Raw genomic sequence first — 25409 nt, 5'->3', positions numbered from 1 at the left:
CCACAATAAGGCATTGGATAACAACTCCTTGAATCTGAGAATTATTTCCTTCATCGTCCTGCTAGCTGCAGCATTCGGGCAGGAACTAGAAGTCCATTTCATCGATGTTGGTCAAGGTGACAGTGTGCTCATCCAGGTTCCGAGTGGAGAAACCGTAATTTATGACGGAGGAGTACATACGCACGATGCTTTCGAGTACTTAAACAAAATTGGCGTTACTGACATCACACTAGTTATCGCAAGTCATATGCATGCTGACCACATAGGTGGACTCATTCAGATCGTTGAAGAACTCGAACCACGTTTCTTCATGGGAAATAGCTTCCCTCACGACACACGTGTTTATGAGGACCTGGAACGTGCTGTCACAGCGTTCGGCATTCATAATGTCAAACCTAATAATCAGGTTATCAACCTGGGTGCTGTGGATTTACAGGTTCTTCCCGTCCCTGGATTCGAAAGTTGGGGACAGAACAACAACAGTGTTGGAATAATAATCTCTTACGGCGATTTCCAAGTGAGTCTTACAGGAGATGCAGAACAAGAACAATTCGACTGGTGGCTACACAACCACCCAGACCTGTTGGTAGATGTAGAAGTTCATAAAGCAAGTCATCACGGCAGTTCCAACGGTGATACAACCGCGGGACTAATTAAGCTCATGCCAGAAACAGTTGTTATTGGAGTTGGTAAAGGCAATAGCTATGGTCATCCTAAACAGGCAAGCCTGAGGTTATACGACTCTGTTGACGCAGAAGTATTCCGTACCGATCTTCATGGTCATATTGTAGTCAAGGCGAAACTCGATGGTTCCTACACAGTCACAACTGAGAAAACCTTTTTTCTGAACTCTTCACCTATGACCAATTCCATAGACTTGCGGGTGGAATGCGTCTTGTACAATCCAGCGGGTCAAGACGCGGGAAATGAGGTAATCACATTAAGATCTAAAGCTCGATTGAACACCGCTCTTTGGTATATCGAAGACGAGGCAGGACATCGGGTATACCTTCCGAACTCTACTCTTACCGAAAATCAGGAATTGAAAGTAATTTTCCCAAAGCAAGCAGTATGGAACAACTCTGGGGACACAGTTTTCCTGTTTGATGATTCGGGACAACAGATTGATCATTTCACATATTCAGGCGGAAATACTCAGGAATGCAGATGATCAGAAACGTTGATATCAACTTGCCGATCCGATTTAGGAGCAGGAAAAACTAGATCTACGTGTAATAGATATTGGAACTAGCCTTGATTCGACTCTACTGGTCATTTCCGTCGTAAACTCGTTCTCCACGAACTAAAACCCTCTTTTGTTCATCGGGTTCTGCAAATTCGTCTACGCTGTGATACCCAAGCGTCATGCTTAGGCGTGTACCTTCGGTCCGATTCACACCTGCAGCATGGAGAACCATGCTATCAATCGCTAATAACCCACCGGCAGGCATAGGGAGTGGAATCGCCTGCCTTACAGCTACCTGGTCCTGTGCAGCTTCAATATCATTCGGCAAAGACGTTAAGAGATGCGAACCTGGGATAATGCGGGTGCAGCCGTTCTCCAAATGAGTATCTTCGAGATAAATCAAAATCGTAACTATTGTACGTGACCACTGCCTTACATCGCGGTGCAATTTTAAGGAAGCCGTTGAGTCTTGATCACGCAAATACACGTGATTGTGTCGATTAAGAAGAAATTCAATATTGGGCCCTAAAAGTGACTCCAGGGGTGTCATGATCTCATTACATTGGATGGTTTCTCGAAAAATTCCACCACGACCCCAAACATTCGAAATACGAATTGCCCTTCAGTCTTTTCTAACCAGGGGTTCAATTTCTTCCTTCATGTCACTCAGGGATTGTGCTTTTAGGCTGTCCACATGCTCTTTAGTTAGCCTGGTGGGGAATTTAATGAATCCATTATGACGGAACAATTGGGTTTCTTGTGGCGTGAGTTTCATTGTCACTTCGTTATACCTCAGGCCCCTATTAGACATAACGTGACGTCAGTACACATGGCATTAATTTTCCTGAATAAATATAGGATTTACTGGTCACCCTACCCCCCCCCAAGAGGACAAATTGTGCAAAACAAAGGTCAGGCATTTCGAATCTCGGGACCTTTTATCACAGTATTTGTAAGTCACTAGATTTATAGTGATTCCTGTGGAACACAAATCCCCTATGGTTGAAACGCCTGGAGATACGTTTAAGTCCGACCTATGAAATTTACTAATCTCCGACATATCGCTGTCGTAGTGGGCTTAGTCATCCTCTCTTTAAGCATTACGGCGACCGGGCAGACGGTCCAGGTGCCAGTCACTTGGTGCGCCGTGCAAGGCAGTCCTACTGAACAGAGTTTTGATGGTAATAGAGTAGGTATAGAGCTTCGAGAAAGGCTCCGGCGTTCTACAGAGGTTGTGTTCATTCCTCAAGCTGATGTGACACTCCGTAGCGCATACAGCAGTCAGCTACAGAACGAGTTGAAACTACCTATAATTCTAGATCCTGACCCCAGTGTGGGCACGGCGGGTGACGTGGTAGGTGATGGTACCGATCAGGGAAGAGAATTTCACACCCTAATACAACATTGTGATGCTGTTCACGCTGCTAGTGGCTATTCCAGTACGGGCCTCACCCTCATAAATATAAGACGGTTTGTCGAAGAATCTGGCGAGAAAACACCCGTGATTAGTTGGGCAGGTTGCTGGAGGTTCCGCGGCAATTGCGTTCGGCCTTATGACGGTCGCATTGCTGTTGTAGACAAATATGCTGATTTGCCTCTAGGCCAACTTGCTTACCTCGATCCATCAGAGGTTCTTTTGGCTCACGCCGTAGGTCGGGCTCTATCTCTCCCTCTCCGCAATGCTGAAGGGGCACTCATGAGGTGGCAGGCACAGCAGATGGGAGTCGATGCGGAATGGGGAAATATTGAACTGGTTGATCAGGAGGTTGAACTCCTGCGTACTGGAGCCGCAATTGTCCCAGGTGCCTCAATCCAGGGGCCACGAGCCAACCTACCGTCGGCTCTCCTGGCAAAACGAATACATGATCCTATACAGGAGACTCGCTCTCTAAAGCCGCATAACGACTTAGGTGAAGTTACCTTGGCCTTTTCCACGATTAGCGGAAGTTACCACCCTGACCTACCCTGGTCGCCTATCGATCTTCGCATAGAACTCAACGGGGTTTTGCAACCAGAGGAGTCAACTACCGTATGGGGCTTCTTAGATTATCGGGAAGGTTTAGGGGTGAGTGATCAGGAGCTCTTAGCAATCGGTGCACCGAGAACCGGGCTCGAAGGAATTGACTTGGTGTTCTCTGCTAAAGCAACACAGAACGATTCGTTTCCCCATTTAATCGTGTTCGAAACGGATGACACTCAAGAGCTTGTCGAAATCGTCGGACCCTTCGCTTTCCAAGTGTCATTCGAGGCTGATCTGTACAGTCTCCCCGACCCGAACCCAAAAGCAAACGAGTCGGCATTCCCCAATCACAAAATCGCGATTTCACAAGGAATTCAACTGGGTTTTACTAGCAACACGAGGTTCGCTCGCTCAATAAAGGACAATGTCCCTAATAAAATACGACTTCAGCTTATGACTGTCGACGATCAACTTAGTGTCCTTGACCATCTAGGCGACCTGTCTAGCGGAGTAGACTTCACGGTCTCGAGATCCGAGTTAGGGTACTGCCGGGCTTATGGGGTACTGAGGCCAGGAGGACCTGTAAGTTTGCGAGCAGAGGGACTGAACGTCGATGGCGCGGTTACGGTCGCTTTGGGGGGTACCGCAATGGCTGTAGAGAATTCTGTAATCGGCGATGGATTAGCGTTAGTTAGTTTCTCCATCCCAGAGGAGACTCCCACAGGACCGGGGTATTTTTCTATAGGCGTTGAAGGTTCAAACAAAACAGTCGAATGCGTAATCGATATTGAACCCGTCAAATTACCAGAAACCGTGGTGTTCGTACCGGGCTTCGGGCCGATTACCATCGACATCAACACTGAAGACCCAAAAGAATCCAAAGAAGAGGCTTTAAAGGAGGTAATGGGAAGAGAGCTGATTCCAGAAGCTGCGATAGGCACGGAGGTAGCAGGTGTACCAAAAGCGCCTGAACAAATGCAGGAAGTTATTGTCCTCCGTCGTCCACCTCGCTGGTTAAAACCGGTATTGCACATTACTTTGGCACTAGCTATCGTCGGTGGTCTACTTTGGTTTATAGAGCAAGTGTTTAGGCGCTGGTAAACCTTAGCTCAAAAGATACTTTGGGGTGGAATCAGGTTGTTCTGGACACTACATCTGGATTGATTATGTGCGGTACTGTTCTTCCTTGCAAAACCGCGGCTACTGCTTCGCCACAAAGCCTAGCCATGGCTGACCTTGCCTCTTGAGTGGAAGAACCAAGGTGTGGCGCTAACACCACATTATCAAGCTCTAACAGCCCCGGATGAACTTCCGGTTCCCGTTCAAACACATCGAGGCCAGCTCCCCAGATCTTGCCATTACTCAAAGCAGTAACTAAAGCCTCCTCATCAACCAAGGGACCTCTGGCAGTATTAATCAACATAGAAGTCGACTTCATTTGCTCGAGTTCTTCAGCACCAATTAAATGGTGTGTTTCAATGGTCAGTGGGGCGTTAATGGTGATTATGTCTGCGCGCCTGAGTAACTCAGGTAATTCGGCACAATACGTCACACCTAGATTTCGGTCGGACTCTTCATCACGCTTTCGGTTGTGGTAGATAACTTCCATGCCAAAGCCTAGAGCCCGTTTCGCTATAGCTCGGCCAATTCGCCCCATACCAACCACACCTAGCACTTTGCCACGCAGCTCTACGCCCAGAAGAACTAGTGGTTTCCAGCCCTCCCAGTCGCCGCTAGTGACCAAACGATGACCTTCTGGGATGCGGCGAGCTAGGGACATTAGGAGTGCCCATGTTAGATCAGCCGTTGCATCTGTTAGCACTCCTGGGGTGTTGGCGACTGCTACGCCACGGCTGGTGCAAGCATCAACGTCTATATGGTCGTACCCGACTCCATAATTGGCAACCACGCGTAATCCTGGGCCGGCAGCATCTAGCAGTTCGTCATTAACCTGATCGGAATGAAACACGATCAAGGCGGTACACCCTGACACCTGTTCGATTAGTTCCTGACGAGGTATGTCGTCATCACCTTGACGAACTTTCCAATCAACATCTAGATTCTCGAGCGGAGTGAATGCCGCATCAAGTAACCGCCGAGAGGAGAAAATACGAGGTGCTTCCATAACCAATATTACCGGATGTAGAGGCAGAAGCAGCCTAACAACAGAAAATCATAAGCAACCTGACGGAATCTTGCTGGGGGCTAAGCATCTTGGACCGTTCTCCAGTGAGGGTTATAAACGTGGCTTAGTTAGACCTGATTGTTCTGCAGCCTAAAGCATTTTAGCTCTGGCTATGAGACTACTTCAAAAGTGACTATGTCCCGACGATTGGTCGTCCCACGATGGATCGTAGTCAACAATCGCTCCTTGTGACCTCAACCTAGTACGGAGCGCTTCCAAGTCAACATCGGCAAACCCGCCATCTGCTGGTATTAGGACCGTTGCTGCACCGGCAGCTTGTCCCATTGCCATGCACGGCGCCTGCACCCGTAGGGGGCCGAGCAGTGCTCGTTCGGTACTTACTGCCCGCCCCGGACAAATCAGATTACCAATTGGCTGGGGCAGCATCATGCGGTACGGCATTGATGTTACCGGCCGCTTACGCCGAATCTTCTTGGTTTTCATCGGGTCGTGACTGGGACGAATAGGATCGGGCAGATCCCACCCGTAGGAGGTAAAGCCAATGGTATCGGGGAGCTCCTGTCCCACAATCACATCCTCTACCGTGTATCGGTATTTACCGACAATACGACGGGTTTCCCGCACTCCAAGCATAGATGCTACCGACCGCAACCGTGCATTCTTGCAGCCCGGAAAGTGCTTCCTCATCACGCCCAACAGCTGCATGATCTCCCGTCGACCTTGGATTACACCCTGTGTTATTGATGCGCCGTCAGTGCCGTCAATACCAGTGATCCTGGGAGTGTTTATCATCATGGTGCCCTTCTCAGTAAGTTGCACGCTAATAAAACGATCGTACGAGAATGGCCATTCTCCTTGTTCGCGGAGCTGTTCTATTTCTCGGAGGAACCGGGGCGAATCATGCTCGTCGATGTAGTCAGTAAGGGCGTCCTGGTCAATACCGTCCATGTGCACTTGTAGGGTCACCGGGGTCATCAATCGATCCTCGTCACGCCCAATGTTGGTTTCACAACCCGATAGGTGAGCAACATCTGCATCCCCAGTTGCATCAATTACTAATTGAGCTGGTACCGCCGAAAACCCACTCTTATTGTGGATGATCAGGTGAGTGATGCGATGATCGGACTGCATTACATCCACAATCCGGCTGAAGTATAGGAGGTCCACTTTGGCTGCTAACAACTTCTCATCAAGTAATGCAGCCATGGCGAACGGTTCGAACGGCACCCCGGATATAAGACCACCGCGCCTTTTGTCCCAGCCGAAGGGCGAGTGTTTCTCACGCTTATCTGGCTTAGGTAGCAGGGCAATACCTCGATCTGTAGCTTCAGTCGCGAGCTCACGGAAAACACCGCCAATCACCCAGTGCGAGCAGTTATGTGTTCGGCCTCCAAGCCAATGGGACACCATGCCGGAGGTTCCGACTCCCCCAAGCTGTCCTTGAGCCTCGATCAACAGCGTTTTCATTCCTTCTCTCGCTGCAGTTAGGGCAGCTGCTAAACCTGCAGGCCCACCACCGCAAACGACAACGTCGTATCTGTCCATAATCGGAATATCTGCAGGGACATACCGGATCTGCTTAAGCACTTTTCCATTAATATCTATAGACTCATTCTAAACTAACGTTATTTGGGCCAAAAGTAAAAACACAAAATTGGTTCCTTAATGATTGTTGTTCAAGGCCTAATCTAACCTTCGTACAACGTTATCCTTCGATTCACTTTAGAGTCTGTTGGGGTATCGATTTGGTGGGCGGTACTGGGTTTGAACCAGCGACCTCTCGCGTGTGAAGCGAGCGCTCTTCCGCTGAGCTAACCGCCCAAAAGAACCGTAGTCTACCGAACGGCATCCTAGCGGTGCCACAACCTCAAATGGTTCCTATTCCGTGAAAAATTAAAGCCTTTTGACGGTACTCGATCTCCTCTGCCAAAAAATCCGTTAGTAACTTTATAAGCGCAGACCTTGATTAAGGGCGAACGTTAGGTCGTTTTGTCGTAATTCGTTCTTAAGCTCTCGGAGTTTTGTGTCGTTGTCGATCACCACAAGTTCAACACCCGCCAAATTAGCGAAATCCTCAAGAAATTCGGTTTTTAAGGAATAACTATATACAGTGTGATGAGCGCCACCTGAATAGATCCACGCAGCAATTGCTGTTTTGAAGTCAGGCTTACAGCGCCATACTGCCCGAGCAACAGGAAGTTTCGGTAGGTCTGGGAAATCTACTGCCTCCACTTCACTTACTATCAAACGGAAGCGATTACCGAGATGCACGAGCGAAACGTGAATCGCTTCGCCTGCTGGGGCATCAAATACCAATCGCACTGGATCCTCCTTACCTCCGATGCCCAGAGGATGGATCTCCACCGAAGGTACGCCTGAAGCGATACTTGGGCACACTTCGAGCATGTGTGAACCTAAAACCTTATGGTCCCCGGGAGCTAGGTGGTACGTGTAGTCTTCCATGAATGAGGTGCCACCCTTCAAACCTTGAGACATTACTTTTAGTGCCCTGAGTAGTACCGCAGTCTTCCAATCTCCCTCACCGCCAAACCCGTAACCATCAGCCATCAATCTTTGTGTCGCCAAGCCAGGGAGTTGCCTGAGGCCATGAAGATCTTCAAAAGTGTCCGTAAAGCCCTTGTAATTACCGGCCTCAAGGAACGAACGCATACCCAACTCCAGCCTAGCGCCGTAACGCAACTCTTCATGCCTCTCTCCGCCAGGTCGGAGGTCTTTGCTAATTTCGTAGATATCCTCGTACTCTGAAATTAGGGATGAAACGCGGGATTCTTCAGTCGCTTGAACGTGCTCCACAAGATCCCCAACTCCATGGGTGTTAACCTCAAAACCGAATCGCAGTTCACTAGCTACTTTGTCACCCTCAGTAACAGCGACGTACCGCATGTTGTCTCCGAAGCGAACAAATTTTGCGCCTTGTAGATCGTGCCAAGCGTGTGCGGCCCTTGCCCAAACGCCAAGTCTTTCTTGTACCTCTGGGTCGGACCAGTGGCCCACAACAACCTTGCGTTCCAACCGCATTCTTGTGTGGAGAAAACCAGCCTCTCGATCCCCATGGGCAGCCTGGTTAAGGTTCATGAAGTCCATGTCAATATCGGCCCAAGGCAATTCACGATTAAATTGTGTGTGCAGATGACAAAATGGCTTATTTAGTGCGGATAAACCCCGGATCCACATTTTGGCGGGTGAAAAAGTATGCATCCATAAAATAAGGCCAGCGCATGCCTCATCACCACTAGCTTCTTGCATTAGTTTCGTGACTTCAGCAGGCGTTGTAACTAGAGCTTTATAGCGAACCGGCAGAGCAACGTGTTCAGATTCATCTAGTGCTGCAGCAACCTTTTCAGCATTAGAAGCTACCTCTTGGAGCGGACCTGGGCCATACAGGTGTTGCGATCCGCACACAAACCATATTTCTGGAATCGATAAAGTATTCATGATTGTTAGACTTCCACCCCCTACGCAAGCCAAAGTTTAACCGAGAAAGCACACCAATGCAGCCGGATCTTTACGCTCAGCTACCAATCTAGACCTGTGAGTATCTTTTCGAGTTGATCTTGGGGCTTGTAATAATCGGTTGGCGAGTAACCTGCGCCCATGTCACCCATGAGTCGTCGCTGTCGTGTCGTCATTCCCTTTAAAGCTACGAGAGAAATTTTCTCGTAATCGTATGGGCGGCACCACATTTGGCCGTACCTGAACGTCACGCTACGCCGTACGTCTTATGGCCAACCGAATCTCCGCCTCGTCAATAACGAAGGATTTCCGCTGATCCCATTCCACTGATGGATTCAATTTGTCCGTGTCAAGCGTTTCGGCAAGAACCTCAGCTTGAATGATGCTACCGAAAGCGTTAAGAGCTGCTTTGATGCGCTCATCCTTGGTAACGACACCCACGTTAATGCGGTCATCTAGCTGGTAGTCCGCTTCTTTACGGAGGGTCTGCAGGTGGCGAATAATCTCTCGGGCTAGTCCTTCTAGCTTCAGTTCCTCGGTCAGCTCGAGATCTAGAATTACAACCAGGTCAGCTTTCGTTTCGCAAGCGAAACCCTCTCGGGCGTCATAGTGAACGTCTATCATCTGTGGATCCAGTATCCATTCAGCATCACCAGACACAACGTATCTACCTTCTGGGGTAATCTCGAAATCTCCCTTCTTAATGGCCTTAATGATTTGTGAGGTGGCCTTGCCGAAACTCGAGCCAATCAGATGTCCCTGGGGTCGGTAAACTTCCTCAGCGTAGTTTGAGACATCACTTAAAAGCTCAATGTTATGGACGTTCAATTCATCTTTGAGTAGGTCGATGTCGGTTTCTTCTAACGATTGCGAAGTCCTAATACTCACCTGAGCGAGTGGCTGACGTACCCGTACACCAGTGCGGGCTCTTGCTGCTAAACCAAGCGAGGCTATGTCACGAACTGCAGCCATTCGGTGATTAAGTTCGGTATCAACGTGTAGCTGCTCTGCGGCAGGCCAGTCAGCAAGGTGTATTGATTGGCTCCCAGTGAGATTGCGGTACATAACTTCAGTTAGAAAAGGTACTAGTGGTGCAGCAACTCCTGACAGTGTCACTAGCACCTCGTAAAGCGTGTCGTACGCCGCGAGTTTATCAGCATCGCGACCGGACCGCCAGAAACGATCACGGGACCGTCTGATGTACCAGTTGTTCAGTTCGTCAACGTAGTCAAGGAGAAGCTGGACGGCGTTGCGCAACTGGTAACTAGCCAGCGCTTCATCCACTCGGTGAGATAGTTCAGCGGTACGCGAACGTATCCAACGATCCAGATTAGTAGGAGTAAAGTCACTGGAGTTATCACCCGGATGCCAGTTGTCAATGGCTGCGTATCTAGTGAAGAAACTAAAAGCGTTCCAGACTGGTAGTACGAACCGACGTAGCATTTCGGCAATACCGTCCTCCGTGACGCTGCTATCTACCCCGTCTATACTGGGGTGGCCAGCTAAGTAAAGTCGGAGGGCATCAGCACCATATTTGTCTAGCATTTCGTTCACATCAGGGTAGTTCCTCAACCGCTTGCTCATTTTGCGGCCGTCATCACCAAGGAGGATGCCGTGCGCAACAGAGTTCAAGGCGACAGGCTTGTCAAAAAGAGCTGCACTGAGCACCAATAGGGTGTAGAACCAACCTCTAGTTTGTCCGATGTACTCAACAATGAAGTCGGCTGGGAAGTTGGTGTCGAACCATTCGTCATTGTTGAAGGGGTAGTGAACTTGGGCGTACGGCATGCTGCCCGATTCGAACCAGCAGTCGAGTACTTCAGGTATGCGGTTCATTGTGGATCCGCATTCATCACAGGGAATGGTGATGGCGTCAATATGGTGACTATGAAGGTCGGTTATCTCTTGAATTCCTGAGCGTTCTTTGAGTTCAGCAATACTACCTATGACGTGATGTCGTTTACACTTCTCGCATTCCCAAAGGGGGATTGGCGCGCCCCAAAAACGGTTACGTGAGATGGCCCAATCCCGAATGTTGTCGAGCCAGTTTCCGAAAGCACCATCCTTGACGTGTCCCGGGTACCAGTTCATCTTCTGATTATTTGAAAGGATTTTTTCTTTGATTTCAGTTGTTCGTACAAACCACGAGGGAATCGCCCGGTATATGAGAGGAGTATCAGTACGCCAATCGTGTGGGTAACTGTGTGTCACAGTTGATTGGGTAAATAAGCTGCCATGGTGCTTAAGATGCCGGATGATGTTTGGGTTAGCTTCAAACACATTCTGCCCAACGAAATCTGGCACTTCTGAAGTAAAGTTTCCCTCGTCGTCAACCGGGTTAACCAGAGGAACGCCATCACGGCGAGCTACGTCAAAATCATCCTCTCCGAAAGCTGGTGCCAGGTGCACTATGCCAGTGCCATCCTCAGCTGAAACGAAATCAGCTCCAAGCACTTTGAACGCTCCTTCTGACGCCTTATCTGCAAAATACGGAAGTATCGGTTGGTAACGCCGACCTATTAGGGTTGACCCTAGTGCCTCTTTAATTATAGTTACGTTGTCTTGATCGAAGTGATTTTCAAGTTGATCGCGAGCGAGGATAAAAGTACCTCTCTCATCAGCTACCTTGACATACGTAAGATCTGGGTTTACAGCTAGCGCCATGTTCGAAGGTAGTGTCCATGGTGTGGTCGTCCAAGCAAGTAGATGGGCATCCTCACCCTCGAGTTCGAAACTAATTACTACCGAGGGATCCTGCCGCTCGCGATAAGCATCATCGAGGGTTGCTTCGAAATTTGAGTAAGGCGTCGATAATCTCCAAGAGTAATGGACGACTTTATGGTCTCGGTAAATAAGATCCTGGTCCCAGAGGCGTTTGAATACCCACCATACTGACTCCATGTACGCGGGTTCCATGGTTTTGTAGTCGTTAGCGAAGTCGACCCATCTCCCAACGCGACGAATCACGGTTTCCCACTCACGGGTATAGCGTAGGACTATGCTACGGCACGCCTCATTGAAATTAGCGACTCCCATTTCCTCTATGTCTACTCGACCATTCAGGCCAAGTTCTTTCTCCATCTCGTACTCAACTGGAACACCATGACAATCCCAACCGAAACGACGTTCAACACGGCGCCCTTTCATTGTCTGGTAACGCGGGACAACATCCTTGATGATGCTAGTCATGATGTGACCGTAGTGCGGTAGGCCTGTAGCAAAAGGGGGGCCGTCGTAAAAGACGTAACTGTTCTCTTCCGGACGGTTGTCAACACTCTGCTGGAAAGTGTTTTCTAATTCCCATAGGTCATTTACTGTGGAGTCGAGAGACGCAAAATCAATCTTTGGATCGACAGGGTGAAGAAAAGAGAGTAGATCCTTCATGGGTATTTAGTGTGACCGATTTTCCGTTGCAAGAATGAGAATGATTTGGTACACGATGTTTTTTCAGTCCTGATCAGGGACCCTACGGTGTGCTCAAAGAACTCTATTATTGGTGATTCAGAAGCGCGATTGTTCATGATAGTGGTTATTCTAAAGACCTTCCTAAAGAGTGCTTTTAGGTACCGTGGCACATTACGATTGACGTTGATCTCCCGCAATTAAGTTACCTAGTTGGAACTCGTGTCGAATTGGATGCATGACAGCGTGCTCGAGCATAGAATCAATGGAGAACTCAATGCCCCAAGTCGAAGTATATATCTCTCGAAAGCGTTGTGGTTCAGTATCAGCAAGGGGGAGACGCCAGCGTTCGAGGATATGTTCAACGTAGGCTTTGCCTTCATTGCCGATAGATTCTGAATCTGGTGCCTCGTTGATCTGCGGGTCAGGTAACTGAAGATTCTCGCAAATCCAATTCATGTAACCTCGAGCTGAAGCCAGAACGTGGTGGTGCAGCGTCTCTAATGAAGCGTAGTTACTGTTGTTAGTTTCTGGGAGAGTAACCCCAGCAGCGTTTGCTTGTTGCCAAATAACCAGGTAGGAGCGTAAGTGGTGATCATGAAGTAGCACCAGGGCTCGTGCGCCGCCATAGCGGTAATGTTCTAGTAACGACATAACGGTACCTCCTCATAGTAGGTCTGGGCCGCACAAGTAGGTTACCCTAGGTTCTGCTGGGTCATCGTTAATACGTAAACGAAAAGAGAATCATCAAAACACGTTTCTACCCGATGCGCCCTTACCATGTAGTTCGTGATGTAGTTTTTGTCGTTGGCGTTAAGGCTTTAATCTGGTTGCTAGGAGGAAAGTACATGAAGGATTTAAGTAAAGATCAGGTCAGCATCATACTGGACGCTCAGGGTTATGCCGTCCCAGACGAGGACCTTATAGAGATTACTGCGCGGCTTAACGCTGAACTCGAGAGCGCACCTGCGCTTGACCGCTTAGCTACCAACGACAGTGAATCTTGGCCCACATTATTTCCGTTCAACAAACAAAAATGACTGCTAACGATCTTGCTTTCCTCTCCTTGAACGAGCAAGCAGAGCTTATCCACAGAGGTGAACTGTCACCTGTTACGTTAGTGGAGGCGTATTTAGGAAGAATTGAGCGTCACGATGATTCCCTTAAGGCATTCATAACTATTGAGGCGGAAGCAGCCCTGGCAGCAGCGAAGGCGGCTGAAGATGAAATTCAGGCTGGTAACTACCGTTCTGCTCTGCATGGGATTCCGTTTGCGGTGAAGGATCAGATTCTGATTAAAGGTGTTCGCGTGACTGGTGGCTCTAAGGTTTTAAGCGACCACATTGGCCAGCGTGATGCGACTTTAATAGCGCGCCTTAAAAAAGCTGGTGCTATCCTGCTTGGTACGCTCAACACGCACGAGTTTCACATGGGTCCCACTAGGGACTTCCCGTTCGGTACACCCAGAAACCCATGGAATTTGGAACGGGCAACTGGGGGTTCCTCGAGCGGTTCGGCTGCTGCTGTCGCGGCTGGTCTTTGTACGTTTTCGTTGGGGGGCGATACGTCCGGATCAATCAGAGGACCGGCAGCCTATTGCGGTACGGTGGGCCTCAAGGCGACTTGGTCAAGAGTGAGTCGGGATGGGGTTTTCCCACTCGCATGGACTCTGGATTGCGTGGGTCCATTAACCCGTACTTCTCAGGACGCTGCTCTTGTTTTGCAGGTCCTTGCAGGACACGACCCATTAGACCCAACATCGAGCAGTGTGCCAGTTGCAGATTATGCTGATGGCCTGACGAACAATCTTGAGGGCATCCGGGTTGGGGTAGTTAAAGAATTAATGAATGAACCGGAAACCAACGTTGGTGTGCGAGTCATCGTTGATGATGCTATTGAGGTATTGCGTGATTTAGGTGCCGAGATTCGGAAAGTTCAGTTACCACAAATGGCGGATTCGAAGTACGTTACTTCGCCCTTGGTGCTGCCTGATGCCGTCCAGTATCACCGCCCGTTGCTTCTTGAGAATTACGAAGATTATGACGTGAACACGCGCGTCCGTCTGATGATTGGTGCTGCCTTACCTGCCGGCATAATTGGGCAGGCTGATCGCGCGAGGATTGGGTTTACTCGTGCCGCCCTTAAAGCATTCGAAGATGTCGATGTGTTCGTTGGGGCGGCTGCGGGTGAGGGTGCTCCGCCATTAACTTATAGTAAGCGAGTCACTACTAAAGAGGAGGCTGTTTATGGGACGTTTGGGGCTGGGGCTGTAGCTGGTCATCATAGTCGCCTTGCTAGCCTGGCTGGCCTACCTGCTCTTTCAGTACCTTGCGGTTTTGATTCTAATGGCATGCCCTTGGGTCTGCATGTTGGTGGGAAGTATTTTGATGAGGCTACTGTCCTTAAGGTGGCTCATGCTTATGAAATAGCGAGCGGCGGCCTTCAGAAGCGCCCGCCGCTCGTTTAAATCTTGATCTAAGTCAGTACAGCTGCATCTAACCGCCGGTGATGGCGGGTAGGAAGTGAATCTCGCTATTAACGTCGATGGGAAGAGTTTGTCCTTCGTTATTAACGATTCCATCAACAGACATGGCTATGCCGGGTTGAAGTCGACGGCGGTCACGAAACAAACGTGCCGTGACACCCGGGTAGGTGTTCTCAAGGTTTTCCATTACCTCTTGGATGGTGTCCCCAGGTGATTCAATCACGGCCGTTCCGTCGGTTAGTGCTTGCACCAGGTGGGGAATCCAGACTGTTGCCATTGATTAATTACCTTCCTTTTAGTTCCCCTCTTTGTCCCATATTGCCTTGAGGATCTTTCCGGGCGACATTGGTAGGGACCTCATGCGTATACCTATTGCGTCGTAAATTGCGTTCGCTATGGCTGCTACGGGAGGAACGATGGGGACCTCTCCGACGCCACGTACTCCGTAGGGGTGACCTGGGTTGGCCACTTCAACTAGGACGGTGTCGAGCATTGGTAGGTCAAGGGCCGTGGGAGTCCGGTAATCAAGGAAACTTGCGTTTAATAGACGACCGTCATCGTCGTAAACGTACTCCTCATTTAGTGCCCAGCCGACACCTTGGGCTGCACCCCCGTGCATCTGGCCTTCGACGTAACTCGGGTGGATGGCCTTACCCACGTCCTGAACGGCGGTGTAACGAAGGATCTCTACTTTGCCGGTTTCTGTATCTACCTCAACATCAACAATATGAGTGCCGAAAGCCCCACCGAATCCCTGCGGGTGGACGGAAGCAGAGGCCACCACTGGACTGCCAGTCTCATCCAGGCGGCCAGCCAGCTCATTGAAGCTCACTCGGTTGCCGTTACTAGCGAAGAATCCATCTTCGTAAATAACGTCGTCAGGATCTTTCTCTAGGAGTGTGGCTGCCCGGCGAGTAAGCTCATCAATTAATTTCAGGCCAACTTCGTACGCTGCCCAGCCTGTAGCGAAGGTAACGCGGCTGCCGCCAGTACTGTCGTTATACCCAACTGAGTCCGTGTCGACGACTTGCGGCCGGACGGATTCGTAGGGGATGTCCATGGTTTCAGCTAGCTGCATGGCGATCGATGCGCGGGAACCACCAATGTCTGTTGAACCCTCAACAAGGTTTACAGACCCATCATCGTTGATGCTTGCCGAGACGCTGGACTTGCCACCCCAGTTCTGCCAGTAGCCATTCGCGACACCCCGGCCCCTGTTGCGTCCTTCTAGTGGCGCGGTGTAGTGCGGATGTTCTGCTGCGGCCGTTAGTGTCTCTTTATTCCCAATGCGAGCGAATACCGGTCCGTCAGCTCGACGGTCGCCCTCTTGTGTGGCATTTTGTTGACGGAAATCTAGCGGATCGACACCCAGTTTCTCTGCTAATTCATCAACGACGCTTTCTGCAGCGTAGGCAGCTACGGTAGCTCCGGGAGCCCTGTAAGCAGCTGCTTTAGGTTTGTTAACAATGACGTCGTAACCATTTATGAGCAAATTATCAAGCAGATAAGGAGCAAGGATGGTGACAGCGCCAGCACCTACTGGAGAACCTGGGAAAGCTCCGGCTTCGTAGGCCATGTACACCTCAGCAGCGGTGAGATTTCCGTCTTTAGTGGCCCCCATTTTGACCCGGATGTACGTACCGGATGTCGGTCCGGTACCACGCAAGACTTCAGTGCGACTCATGGTCATCTGTACTGGTCGGGAACCAGCTTTCTTAGAAAGTAAGGCTGCTACTGGCTCGAGGTATGGATCTAGCTTGCCGCCAAACCCACCACCAATTTCAGTAGGAATTACTGTGACACTGGAAACTGGAATGTCCAGTAAGCCCGCTACTTGATTACGAACTCCGAACGCAGATTGGGTGCTGCACCAAATGGTGAGGTGATCGTCACCGTTGTACAGCACAACGGTACTGTGAGGCTCTATGTAACCTTGGTGAACAGTGCTGGTTCGGAATTCTCGTTCTATAACTTCATCGGCAGCTGCGAAACCAGCGTTAATATCACCACGGCTGTGCTGAAGGTGGCTCGCTACGTTCGTACGTCCTTCGAGTTTAGCGCCCATCTCAGTGGTACGTAGGTCTTCAAGAACGATTATGGGATCGTCGGCCATTGCGTCTAGAACATCGAGTACTGGTGGAAGTACTTCGTATTCGATCTGGATTTGGTCGGCTGCTTCTTGAGCTATAGCAAGGCTCGTGGCGGCAACTGCGGCGATAGCATGACCGTCGTATAGAACTTTGTTGCGCGCCAGGATCTTCCAGCTGCTCCACAACAAGCCGTCCTCGACGTTAGGCAGGTCAGCTGCTGTGACAACTGACTTCACGCCATCAATTGCTTCGGCTTTACTGGTGTCAATCGAGATGATGCGGGCGTGTGCGTGGGGACTGCGCACCATTGCGCCGTAAAGGCGGTTTGCTACTCGTACGTCAGCAGCATAAATTGCTTTACCCGTGACCTTATCAACCCCGTCGGGTCTTATTGGTCGAGAACCAATAATCTTGTAGGTTTGATCACTAGCGGGTGGTTTTTTCTCCTTTACTGCCATGGGGTTTCCCCTCTCATTCTGCTAGCGCCCTTCACGCGGAAGCCATGCTCTCAGCGGTGTCGAGAACAGCGCGGATGATCTTGTCGTAACCGGTGCAGCGGCACAAGTTGCCGGACAAATGAAAGCGGACTTCCTCTTCGGTGGGTTTAGGGTTTTTCTCTAATAGTGCTATGGCGGAAACAATGAATCCTGGTGTGCAAATTCCGCATTGTAAAGCCGCATGCTCAAGGAATTTCTGTTGCAGTGGGTGTAGCCCTTCGGTCGGTGCAACACCCTCGATAGTGGTGACTGAACGACCTTCTATTTCTGGTGCTAGGACTAAGCAGGAATTCACTAGTACGCCATCGAGGAGAATGTTGCATGCGCCGCAATTGCCGTTGCTGCAGCCTTCCTTGGTGCCGGTCATACCGAGGTTTTCACGTAGGACCTGAAGTAGTGTCTGGCGGGGTTCACAAAGGAATGTCTTCTCTTCGCCGTTAATGGTTGTGTTAACAATTGCGTGATTCGACAAGGTCATTGGTCCTTTCAGCCTCTGGCCCGCTCGATTGCCTTGTTTAGGGCACGGCGGGTTAGTACGGCAGCGAGGTGTTTGCGTTGCTCTACAGTGCCACGCATGTCACTGATGGGTTTTGCTGCTTCTTGAGCTAGTTGGGCAGCTTCGTTGATAGTGGCATCTGAAACTTGCTTGCCGATTAATGAAGCACCTGCTTCCTCAACTAGTAATGGTGTGGGAGCTACGGCACCAAGCGCAATGCGGGCTTGTTCTATTGTTTGGCCCGTCTCGTCTAGTGAAACTGATGCGCCTGCACCAACAACAGCAATATCCATTTCGTTACGTGGGATGAAGCGGAGGTAATGAGCTCCGAAATGTGCGGTGGGGGCTGGGAATTTTATGGAGACTAGGAATTCGCCAGTCTTCAGAATGTTTTTTCCGGGAGCAACGCAGAATTCTTCGACGGGAACTTCGCGTTGTCCGTCTGGCCCAGCAATAACGCAGATTGCGTTATGAACGATCATTGCGGGGATGGAATCCCCGGCGGGTCCTGAATTGCAGAGGTTACCGCCGAATGATGCTCTACCTTGGATGCCTCTTCCACCGATCAGGTCGGCACTATCGATAAGTCCTGGGTAGGCACTCGTGATTTCTGGGTTCGAGTAGAGGCGGTAGCATGGTGTGGCAGCGCCGAGCTCGAGACCGGTTTGGAGTGAGTAGTTTAGGTCGGTCAGCTGAGGAATACGTTTCACGTCAATAACGAGTTCAGTTTTGATCCGACCTTCATCCAGCTGGGCAATCAGGTCGGTGCCGCCACCGAGTACGCGAGCGTTACCTGCGCTTTCGGTTAAGAGCGCGACAGCCTCATCCACGGTTTTTGGTGATGCAAATCCGAAGGCCTGCAAAGGGTTACCTCCTAAGAAAAACTCGGGATGTGAAGTAGCCTTGAAAAAGCTGAATCAAAGAACGGCATTGTACATCCCAATAGTCCTATTTAATCTATTGTATCGCGGTGCTGTGGGCGACGTGAAGACCAAGTAACAAAATCACCGTGCTGCTGAGTAACTTCTAGTGCTCATCATGACTCCTGGATTTCGGTTTATGTCTCTGGTTTTCAGCGTTAGTGCCCATCAATTATAACGGCCCCACCGCCAACTTTATTAGTGCGGTGGGGGTTGTATTTACAGGAGTTAATGCTCAGTCAATGTAGACAAAAGCAATGTGGTGAAAATCGTCACCTTGGAGTGTAGCTACCCTAGCGTCATTAAAATCAGTGACACTTAGATAAGAAATAACAGCGGTTCCATAGGAGTGAGTCTGCACGTAAAATGTATCGGTTTTTCCGCCGACACTAGCGGTTTCCATGAGGATAGAACCATGCGGTCAAATGGCTACTTCTTTTTCTAATCAACACTTGTTTTTTTGCGATGCCAACCGCATTATTTCTTGGGCCTTAGTGAGTGAAATTAGTTTTTCAGGTACTTCCCAGGAATGCGTGAAGCGTCGTATTCGGCGTTAGGATCACGATTAGCTATTACGTCGGGCACGTCACCATCCCAATAGTCCGGGATGGTGTTAACAGGTCGGCTGTGCCAGGCAAGAACGAGTGTCCTGCGTTGGTCAGTTTTATTTCGTCTTGCGGCGTGTAGGATCCGTGCGTCTGCAAGCACTAACGAGCCGGCTTTCGCAGGAACATCAATCTGACCTGGAACATCACTGAACATAACGGGATCATCTTCCTCTATGAACCTAGCGCCCTGTTCATGCGCTGGCACGAGCTTATCGTGCAGAGGCATTCGCTTGCGATGCGAACCAGGAATGAGCATCAAGCACCCATTATCAACCGTCGTGTCAGTAAGGTAGTAATTCAAAAAAATGGTTTGCGGCCAAGGGGAGGCACTCATAGGATCATCCCATTTCATCCAATCCTGATGCCAGTAAAGCGGTGGTCCTTTAGGTTCTTTCGTTAGGATAATTACGCTACCGGCATTAGTCTCGAAATCCCCGAAACCCAACTCCTTAAGAGCCGCGTAGGAGGGCGCCCAACTCAGGAGCTTCGCAATGACGGAATTATCATCTCGCTTCACACCAATATGCTGACCCTGATACACGTGCTCTGGAAGCTCCACATGATTCTCAATAAGTCGTTCCGTCTCACTGCGCAACTCAACAAGAAAATCTTCAGGCACCACATTATCAATCACGCAGTAACCATCACGCAGCATCTGTTCACGCTTTTCAACTGCCTGCTCAGACGTCATTAAGTCCCCTCCTGTGTAAATAGCATTCTACTGTACTCAACCAACATTAACGACTTAATTAAGGTTGATCTGGCAACAAAGAAATGAGGAACAACTGCCTTGTATGATCATCCCGTGCTGACAAACCAGGCACCAGTATTTTGCTTCCACTTCGATTCCAACATGGGGATGGATCCTGACGCAGATCACCCGAAACCCACGAACCAATGTCGAAACCCGGTGATCGTACGTGCGTGCCGTCCGATCGGCGGTAGAAAGTAAAATAATTCTGAGCCTCCTGAGAGTCCTTATGGCCATTAACTAGCCAGTCGCCCTCAGGGGAGAGTGCAACGTCGCCCTGAGCGTCAGGAAAAATTTTGGTGTCACCAAGCTGCCCAACTACTAACTGACGATCAACATCGAACACCACTTGCCTGCCGCTTAACGCTCCAATCATACGGCCACCAAAATCCCATTCAGGATGACCACCAATGTGAGTGCCCAGCCGGGTTAATTCTCTCCCGTCGGGACGCATCACAAAAGCAGCATTAATTGATTTTCTGGCTCCCTCTTGCCAGCCTCCCCTAACGAAAAAGAAGATACGAGTGTCATCACGACTCCAGAGGGTGTGATTAATGAATAAATCAAGCTCATCAACTTGAGGGTCAGCCGGCCGGATAGCCTCTGCTAATTCGTTGAACGAAACGAGTAAATCGCATTCCCCCGTCCCGACATTAACTTTGAACACCCCATCATCCTTGGGGTGCTTAATCCCTTCAGTCCAATCAGCTGCGCCATGGTAACCAGTTACGGCTCGTAACCGCCCAAGACGACCGTAATTAATCCCTAAGAACCAACCACCCTGCTGCGCAACACCGGAATTACCAATCGGTCGTCCCTGAAAGCGGTACTCCCTGACGCGTTCACCATCAGGACCTAAAGACCGGTCAAACAGCACGCAAAAAACCTCGTTCGTTACTGCATCCCGATCATTAAAAAAAAACTGGTTCTCCTGAGCCTCAGGATTCCAGTAGAACATTGTGCCCTGCTGCGGATTCCACCCGCGTGACTGATCAACCAAACTAACTGAGTAATTATCATGGGTGTCGATCAGTACAACACCAGCTGGTTCATGCCCACTGGGAAGATGATCATGGAAGTTACTCTCGAGCGCCAAAATGTAACGTTCAGACAAATTCCAAGGAATATTCTGAACATGCCCAATGTAACCAAAGAAATGATGATTTGGGCCCCACGTGACCTGCTGAACTTTTAACTTGTGTTCACTCGTCATAAGAACCCACCTTTAATTAACAATCCTTAGTCGTGAACAAAGCATTTCTGATTCTTACCTGACCCTACTAATTCCATTACGGCCGTTCGAGTGGGGTGAGGAGTTCACCCTGCATTACCGTTACTGCTTGGCCAATCAGCAGAACCCGATCCCTTTTCATACGAATTCCGATTTGTCCACCTCTCGCAGAAACCTGGAAAGCCATCAGGTCGGATTTACCTAGTTTTTCAGCCCAGTACGGCCCCAAAGCACAATGCGCTGATCCCGTAACTGGATCCTCAACTATGCCCACTCCTGAGCCAAAGAAGCGCGACACAAAATCAAATGAGTCACTATCACTAGAAGCAGTCACAATGATTCCACGTGAATCGAGTTGGGTAAGCACAGCAAAATCATGAGCGTCGAGATTACGAACATCATTTTCGGAAGGTACTTCCACGAGGTAATCAAAAGAGCTCCTCCCAACGTAATTCACGTCAGCATTAATAACCTCGAGTAACTCTGTTGGTGGGTCGCTCAACACTGGGGGAGTAGCGGGGAAATTCATGACCATCGTGTCGGCCTCACGTTCAACGGTCAATAGTCCACTAGCGGTGTGGAACTGAGCAGTATCATCGACTGACAGGTGACCAACTTCCCACAAGTGATGCGCACTAGCTAAAGTAGCGTGACCACACAAATCAACCTCTACAGATGGAGTGAACCAACGCAAGTCATAACCATCGTGATGAGCCACAAGGAAAGCAGTTTCGGAGAGATTCATCTCTTTCGCTACTGCTTGCATCCAACTTTCAGATGCGGGTTCGGGAAGCAAACACACGGCAGCTGGATTACCACTAAACGGTTTGTTAGTAAACGCATTAATCTGAACAATAGTTAATGTCATGCCAACCTAATTCCGGTGGTGTAACCGAACTTGGTGTTACCCCAACTCATTAGTAAGGCCCAACTCTGGGGGTGCTTCTGGGGAGTGCGTCGATAGTGGCGTCAAAACTACGGCGTACCAAGTCCCACTTTATGGCCTGATAATTAGGGTCGCCCGACAGGTCATTATGTTCCCAAGGGTCGCTCTCTAAATCAAAAAGCTCAAACATGTTTTTCGCATGGTACGTAATGAGTTTCCATTTACGATCGCGGTACATCGTGGCATGAGTCTGGTCCGGCAGGGCAAGTGCTCCTAAAAACTCAGAACGAACAAAATCACGGTGTTCGACTGATTTCCCAGTTAAAACAGGTAGTAGCGACTTGCCCTGAACATCGTACGGCGGTTCGATATTGAGAAGGTCATAAAAGGTAGGTGTTAAGTCACTAAGTTCCACCAGAGCGTCGCTCGTAATTCCCTCTCGAAAATGCCCAGGCCAAGAGATCATTAACGGTACACGCACTGACCCCTCGTAAAACCGGCAGCCCTTTTGACTTAGACCATGATCTCCAAGAGCTTCACCATGGTCACTAGTGAAAATAATTATGGTGTTGTCGCGTTGCCCTATCTCTTCAAGGTGATCAAGTAACCGACCAAACTGGTGGTCGAGTTGCGTAATCATAGCGTAGTAAGCTGCTTGCATGGCCTGGTGACCGAATTCCTCTGGGTGTTGTGTCTCAGACTGGAAATCAACACCCGCGTTAGCTAGTTTCTTTTGTTGCGCAATGTCACTGTCCTTGAAGTGAGCACCAGGCAAACTTTCAGGATCATAACGACGGTAGTACTCCCAAGGCGGATCGAACGGGGGGTGCGGATCGAATGGGTTGATACTCAGAAGCCAAGGCTGTTCATTACTTTCGTTAGCCTCCAAAAAATCCACAGCCATCTCAGTACACCAGAAACTTTGGTGTAAGTGAGGTGGGACATTATCTGATTCTTCTGTTGGGAGGTACAAACCCGCCTTCTGCAGCTGTTTCGGAATACCAGCGGCATTAACTAATGGGTTCTCAGTCCGATTTTTGAGGTGAACTTCGGGATTCTCGCCTTGCTGGCGGATCCAATCGAAATAGTCATGTCCGTCTTTCCGATTACCGTGGCTGTAATGAAAGGTCCGATAACCATCATCAACACGATTTTCAATTCCGTTGTATGCCGAGGCAATATGAAGCTTACCTATCAAGCCACAGTCGTACCCCTCTCTCGCCAAACGATTAGTCACAAGGTGATCCTCAAGCGCAACTGGGAAATCTGCACTTCCATTACCGTTCACGTGTAATGCACTGGGGTACATTCCCGTGAGAAAGCTGGCTCTACTTGGCGTGCATACTGGGCTCTGGCAGTAAGTATGCGTGAAAGTGACTGCCTCTCGCATGAAGCTATCAAGGCGTGGGGTTTGAACATGCGGGTTGTTGAGCGCCCCGATAGTGTCAAAACGCTGTTGGTCGGTGCAGTACCACAGGATATTCGGGCGTGTACTCATAAAATGGTTCCGTTTCCTCTACCGGGTAATTAAGTGAACCATATCAAAAAAATGAAGCGAAAAAGTTTTTTATCAAAGGTATTTGTACGTTAGTTTAAGCGTCCTGAAAAACTTTTTTTCGGTGGTTATTTAGACACCCCAACGCTTTCGTGCTTCTTCCATCGGTACTGTTTCGCCCTTTAGCCAGGCATAGTGTGCCTTCGGATTTTCCCCTATCCAACGTTCGTCCACCGGGTCGCTAGCTCGTTGGTATCGAGTGTCTGCACTTAACCTGAAGCGGTTAGTCATGTTCCTGATAGAACCATGCATGGTGTACATACCAAAAATCAGTGCGTCGCCCGCCTTGAACTCAGTTGTTTGCCATTGACCGCCGTAAGAATCAACTAGTTCGACGGGATCATTTGAAAACCAACCATCTACCTTGTCTCGGTCAACATCCATCTTGCCGTAAGTTTGCCGGATCCGGTCAAACTGGTGCGAACCAACCAACATAGCTAGCGGACCATCTTCGTACCTAACGTCACCTAATGGAGTCCAAACAGTGTAAACCTCTTCGGTACCCCGCCCCATATAAACAATGTCGTAATGAGCGCCCGTGAAGCCACGATGACCAACAACACGAAGCCATTTGAAATCGTAAGTGAGGGCTGGCTCGCCCAAAAACTCACTGAAGAACTGCATGAGCTCTGGGGATTCAACCAGATTGAGGAATTCGGGAGAGTGGGTTATTTTTTTTGAATCACCGTCAAATCTACCGCGTTTCCCCTCAGCAATAACACCGTCAGCGAGCGGATGCCCAGAATCCAGTTGCCCTGCAGCGGCAAGGTTTTCGAGAAACACTCGGCGTGCTTCCTTGACTTTACTTGGGTCGTGCAGTTGCCGAATAAGCAAATACCCATCTTCGACTAAACGTTCCCGAAGTGCCGGCAAGTCCGACATTAAATGTGTAGCGTCTCTTAAGGAACCCAAGTACTTGCCGCCGAGTTCTAACTCCCGAGTACCTATACTTAGATTCACATCTATCAGAGCTCCCGCCTTACGGCTGATTGGAATTAATCTTAAACGCTACTTTGACTACGCTAACTTAGGCAACTTGAACAAAGATTTTAACACTTCCAAAACCGCTGCTAGTCCTGTTCGGGGCTGTGATTTTACGAACAAACAGGTCACAATAGGGCGCGTGCTTGCCCTCTTCAGGTCAGCAAGCCAGAAGGGGGCTTGATTTTGTTGGCAACCACCAAGCTTCGCGTGTGGCTCAAAAATCTGTTCCCCGGCTGGTGGGTTTTAGGCGCAGCCATTGCTGTGCAAATCCTTCCCGCTGGCCTGTTATTTAATGCTTACAGCGCTTACGCGGTTGTTATGCAAACCGAATTTGGATGGAGTGCCACGATTTTTGCGGCTGCCTTCGCAGCTAATCAAGCTACTGGTTTTCTCGGGCCGTTACAAGGTTGGCTTTTACAGCGGTTTGGTCCCCAAAGAATAATCCGAATTGGTCTCGTTGTATTCGCCATTGGGCTGGTTATGCTCAGTCAAGTTAACAGCCTCCCTCTTTTCTTTGCTGCTGTTGTAATTGCGTCTTTCGGTGCCAGTCTAGGTGGTTTCCTTGCGCCCACCACCGCAGTAGTAAATTGGTTCATCAGACACCGCTCAATGGCACTGGCATTACTCCAAGTTGCACTCAGTGCGGGTGGACTCATTGCGCCAGTAATAGCGTGGTCATTAACCATGTACGGGTGGCGCTTCACTGCAATGGCTAGTGCCGTGCTAGTACTAGCTATT

Annotated in this window: 22 protein-coding genes and 1 tRNA gene; 5 read left to right on the top strand and 18 right to left on the bottom strand. The window is 49.6% G+C overall.

The window, feature by feature from the left end; translation table 11 throughout:
* Window positions 1–13 precede the first annotated feature (13 nt).
* Window positions 14–1171, top strand: a complete 1158-nt coding sequence (locus CMO31_08905) for a hypothetical protein (protein ID MAZ54110.1) — start codon at window positions 14–16, stop codon at window positions 1169–1171.
* A 94-nt stretch (window positions 1172–1265) separates the two neighbouring features.
* On the opposite strand, the gene CMO31_08900 is transcribed toward CMO31_08905, so the two are convergent.
* On the bottom strand, window positions 1266–1736 hold the full coding sequence (locus CMO31_08900; GenBank protein ID MAZ54109.1) for a hypothetical protein: 471 nt from the start codon (window positions 1734–1736) through the stop codon (window positions 1266–1268).
* Between the two features lie 72 nt (window positions 1737–1808).
* Window positions 1809–1997 (bottom strand): hypothetical protein, encoded by a 189-nt coding sequence (locus CMO31_08895; protein ID MAZ54108.1) that lies wholly within the window; start codon window positions 1995–1997, stop codon window positions 1809–1811.
* Between the two features lie 225 nt (window positions 1998–2222).
* Between CMO31_08895 and CMO31_08890 the strand changes: the two genes are divergently transcribed.
* Window positions 2223–4247 (top strand): hypothetical protein, encoded by a 2025-nt coding sequence (locus CMO31_08890; GenBank protein MAZ54107.1) that lies wholly within the window; start codon window positions 2223–2225, stop codon window positions 4245–4247.
* 31 nt (window positions 4248–4278) lie between these two features.
* Here CMO31_08890 and CMO31_08885 read toward each other — a convergent pair whose 3' ends face one another.
* From CMO31_08885 to CMO31_08855, 7 genes are all read right to left on the bottom strand, one after another.
* Window positions 4279–5271, bottom strand: a complete 993-nt coding sequence (locus CMO31_08885) for a D-glycerate dehydrogenase (protein MAZ54106.1) — start codon at window positions 5269–5271, stop codon at window positions 4279–4281.
* 183 nt (window positions 5272–5454) lie between these two features.
* Window positions 5455–6879: a hypothetical protein gene (locus CMO31_08880; protein MAZ54105.1), complete on the bottom strand. Its 1425-nt coding sequence runs from the start codon at window positions 6877–6879 to the stop codon at window positions 5455–5457.
* 159 nt (window positions 6880–7038) lie between these two features.
* Window positions 7039–7113, bottom strand: a tRNA-Val gene (locus CMO31_08875).
* A gap of 126 nt (window positions 7114–7239) precedes the next feature.
* The gene (locus CMO31_08870) at window positions 7240–8748 is read right to left on the bottom strand and encodes an L-arabinose isomerase (GenBank protein ID MAZ54104.1); all 1509 of its coding nucleotides are present in this window, start codon (window positions 8746–8748) and stop codon (window positions 7240–7242) included.
* An 80-nt stretch (window positions 8749–8828) separates the two neighbouring features.
* Window positions 8829–9017 carry a hypothetical protein gene (locus tag CMO31_08865; protein MAZ54103.1) on the bottom strand — a complete coding sequence of 63 codons (189 nt, stop codon included), beginning with the start codon at window positions 9015–9017 and terminating at the stop codon, window positions 8829–8831.
* 1 nt (window position 9018) lies between these two features.
* Window positions 9019–12150 (bottom strand): isoleucine--tRNA ligase, encoded by a 3132-nt coding sequence (locus tag CMO31_08860; protein ID MAZ54102.1) that lies wholly within the window; start codon window positions 12148–12150, stop codon window positions 9019–9021.
* Between the two features lie 192 nt (window positions 12151–12342).
* Window positions 12343–12822 (bottom strand): hypothetical protein, encoded by a 480-nt coding sequence (locus tag CMO31_08855; GenBank protein MAZ54101.1) that lies wholly within the window; start codon window positions 12820–12822, stop codon window positions 12343–12345.
* A gap of 113 nt (window positions 12823–12935) precedes the next feature.
* Here CMO31_08855 and CMO31_08850 point away from each other — a divergent pair, with 113 nt between their 5' ends.
* Both CMO31_08850 and CMO31_08845 read left to right on the top strand, forming a co-directional pair.
* Window positions 12936–13208: a hypothetical protein gene (locus CMO31_08850; protein ID MAZ54100.1), complete on the top strand. Its 273-nt coding sequence runs from the start codon at window positions 12936–12938 to the stop codon at window positions 13206–13208.
* The gene (locus tag CMO31_08845; GenBank protein ID MAZ54099.1) at window positions 13205–14635 is read left to right on the top strand and encodes a hypothetical protein; all 1431 of its coding nucleotides are present in this window, start codon (window positions 13205–13207) and stop codon (window positions 14633–14635) included. Before CMO31_08850 ends, CMO31_08845 begins: the two co-directional genes overlap by 4 nt.
* A 28-nt stretch (window positions 14636–14663) precedes the next feature.
* Here the strand turns inward: CMO31_08845 and CMO31_08840 are convergent, their stop codons facing one another.
* From CMO31_08840 to CMO31_08800, 9 genes are all read right to left on the bottom strand, one after another.
* Window positions 14664–14930, bottom strand: coding sequence for a hypothetical protein (locus tag CMO31_08840; GenBank protein MAZ54098.1), 267 nt, complete (start codon window positions 14928–14930; stop codon window positions 14664–14666).
* Window positions 14931–14948: 18 nt separating this feature from the next.
* Entirely contained in the window at window positions 14949–17201 is a 2253-nt protein-coding gene (locus CMO31_08835; protein ID MAZ54097.1) for an oxidoreductase, read from the bottom strand.
* 31 nt (window positions 17202–17232) lie between these two features.
* Window positions 17233–17718 (bottom strand): ferredoxin, encoded by a 486-nt coding sequence (locus tag CMO31_08830; protein MAZ54096.1) that lies wholly within the window; start codon window positions 17716–17718, stop codon window positions 17233–17235.
* A gap of 8 nt (window positions 17719–17726) precedes the next feature.
* A complete protein-coding gene (locus CMO31_08825; protein MAZ54095.1) occupies window positions 17727–18599 on the bottom strand; it encodes a carbon monoxide dehydrogenase in 873 nt (290 codons plus the stop codon).
* A 561-nt stretch (window positions 18600–19160) separates the two neighbouring features.
* Complete coding sequence (locus CMO31_08820) at window positions 19161–19955, bottom strand: hypothetical protein (GenBank protein ID MAZ54094.1); 795 nt, start codon at window positions 19953–19955, stop codon at window positions 19161–19163.
* A 58-nt stretch (window positions 19956–20013) separates the two neighbouring features.
* Window positions 20014–21228 carry a hypothetical protein gene (locus tag CMO31_08815; GenBank protein ID MAZ54093.1) on the bottom strand — a complete coding sequence of 405 codons (1215 nt, stop codon included), beginning with the start codon at window positions 21226–21228 and terminating at the stop codon, window positions 20014–20016.
* A 76-nt stretch (window positions 21229–21304) separates the two neighbouring features.
* Window positions 21305–22114: an oxidoreductase gene (locus CMO31_08810; protein MAZ54092.1), complete on the bottom strand. Its 810-nt coding sequence runs from the start codon at window positions 22112–22114 to the stop codon at window positions 21305–21307.
* Window positions 22115–22163: 49 nt separating this feature from the next.
* A complete protein-coding gene (locus tag CMO31_08805) occupies window positions 22164–23630 on the bottom strand; it encodes a sulfatase (GenBank protein ID MAZ54091.1) in 1467 nt (488 codons plus the stop codon).
* 129 nt (window positions 23631–23759) lie between these two features.
* Window positions 23760–24647 carry a phytanoyl-CoA dioxygenase gene (locus CMO31_08800; protein ID MAZ54090.1) on the bottom strand — a complete coding sequence of 296 codons (888 nt, stop codon included), beginning with the start codon at window positions 24645–24647 and terminating at the stop codon, window positions 23760–23762.
* Between the two features lie 207 nt (window positions 24648–24854).
* Between CMO31_08800 and CMO31_08795 the strand changes: the two genes are divergently transcribed.
* On the top strand, window positions 24855–25409 hold a 555-nt coding region (locus CMO31_08795; GenBank protein ID MAZ54089.1), incomplete at its 3' end, for a hypothetical protein.

The organism is Trueperaceae bacterium, from assembly GCA_002707365.1.
Classification (GTDB): domain Bacteria; phylum Deinococcota; class Deinococci; order Deinococcales; family Trueperaceae; genus UBA6957.
The sequence above is the reverse complement of the archived record's forward strand: the minus strand, read 5'-3'. Positions and strand labels throughout refer to the sequence as shown.

Excerpts from the sequence above, each read along its gene's own strand:
- CMO31_08805 (MAZ54091.1), bottom strand. The coding sequence starts at position 23,630 with ATGAGTACACGCCCGAATATCCTGTGGTACTGCACCGACCAACAGCGT.
- CMO31_08895 (MAZ54108.1), bottom strand. The coding sequence starts at position 1,997 with ATGTCTAATAGGGGCCTGAGGTATAACGAAGTGACAATGAAACTCACG.
- CMO31_08870 (MAZ54104.1), bottom strand. The coding sequence starts at position 8,748 with ATGAATACTTTATCGATTCCAGAAATATGGTTTGTGTGCGGATCGCAA.
- CMO31_08890 (MAZ54107.1), top strand. The coding sequence starts at position 2,223 with ATGAAATTTACTAATCTCCGACATATCGCTGTCGTAGTGGGCTTAGTC.
- CMO31_08830 (MAZ54096.1), bottom strand. The coding sequence starts at position 17,718 with ATGACCTTGTCGAATCACGCAATTGTTAACACAACCATTAACGGCGAA.
- CMO31_08845 (MAZ54099.1), top strand. The coding sequence starts at position 13,205 with ATGACTGCTAACGATCTTGCTTTCCTCTCCTTGAACGAGCAAGCAGAG.
- CMO31_08810 (MAZ54092.1), bottom strand. The coding sequence starts at position 22,114 with ATGACATTAACTATTGTTCAGATTAATGCGTTTACTAACAAACCGTTT.
- CMO31_08860 (MAZ54102.1), bottom strand. The coding sequence starts at position 12,150 with ATGAAGGATCTACTCTCTTTTCTTCACCCTGTCGATCCAAAGATTGAT.
- CMO31_08840 (MAZ54098.1), bottom strand. The coding sequence starts at position 14,930 with ATGGCAACAGTCTGGATTCCCCACCTGGTGCAAGCACTAACCGACGGA.
- CMO31_08885 (MAZ54106.1), bottom strand. The coding sequence starts at position 5,271 with ATGGAAGCACCTCGTATTTTCTCCTCTCGGCGGTTACTTGATGCGGCA.
- CMO31_08820 (MAZ54094.1), bottom strand. The coding sequence starts at position 19,955 with ATGACGTCTGAGCAGGCAGTTGAAAAGCGTGAACAGATGCTGCGTGAT.
- CMO31_08815 (MAZ54093.1), bottom strand. The coding sequence starts at position 21,228 with ATGACGAGTGAACACAAGTTAAAAGTTCAGCAGGTCACGTGGGGCCCA.
- CMO31_08835 (MAZ54097.1), bottom strand. The coding sequence starts at position 17,201 with ATGGCAGTAAAGGAGAAAAAACCACCCGCTAGTGATCAAACCTACAAG.
- CMO31_08900 (MAZ54109.1), bottom strand. The coding sequence starts at position 1,736 with ATGACACCCCTGGAGTCACTTTTAGGGCCCAATATTGAATTTCTTCTT.
- CMO31_08850 (MAZ54100.1), top strand. The coding sequence starts at position 12,936 with ATGCGCCCTTACCATGTAGTTCGTGATGTAGTTTTTGTCGTTGGCGTT.
- CMO31_08855 (MAZ54101.1), bottom strand. The coding sequence starts at position 12,822 with ATGTCGTTACTAGAACATTACCGCTATGGCGGCGCACGAGCCCTGGTG.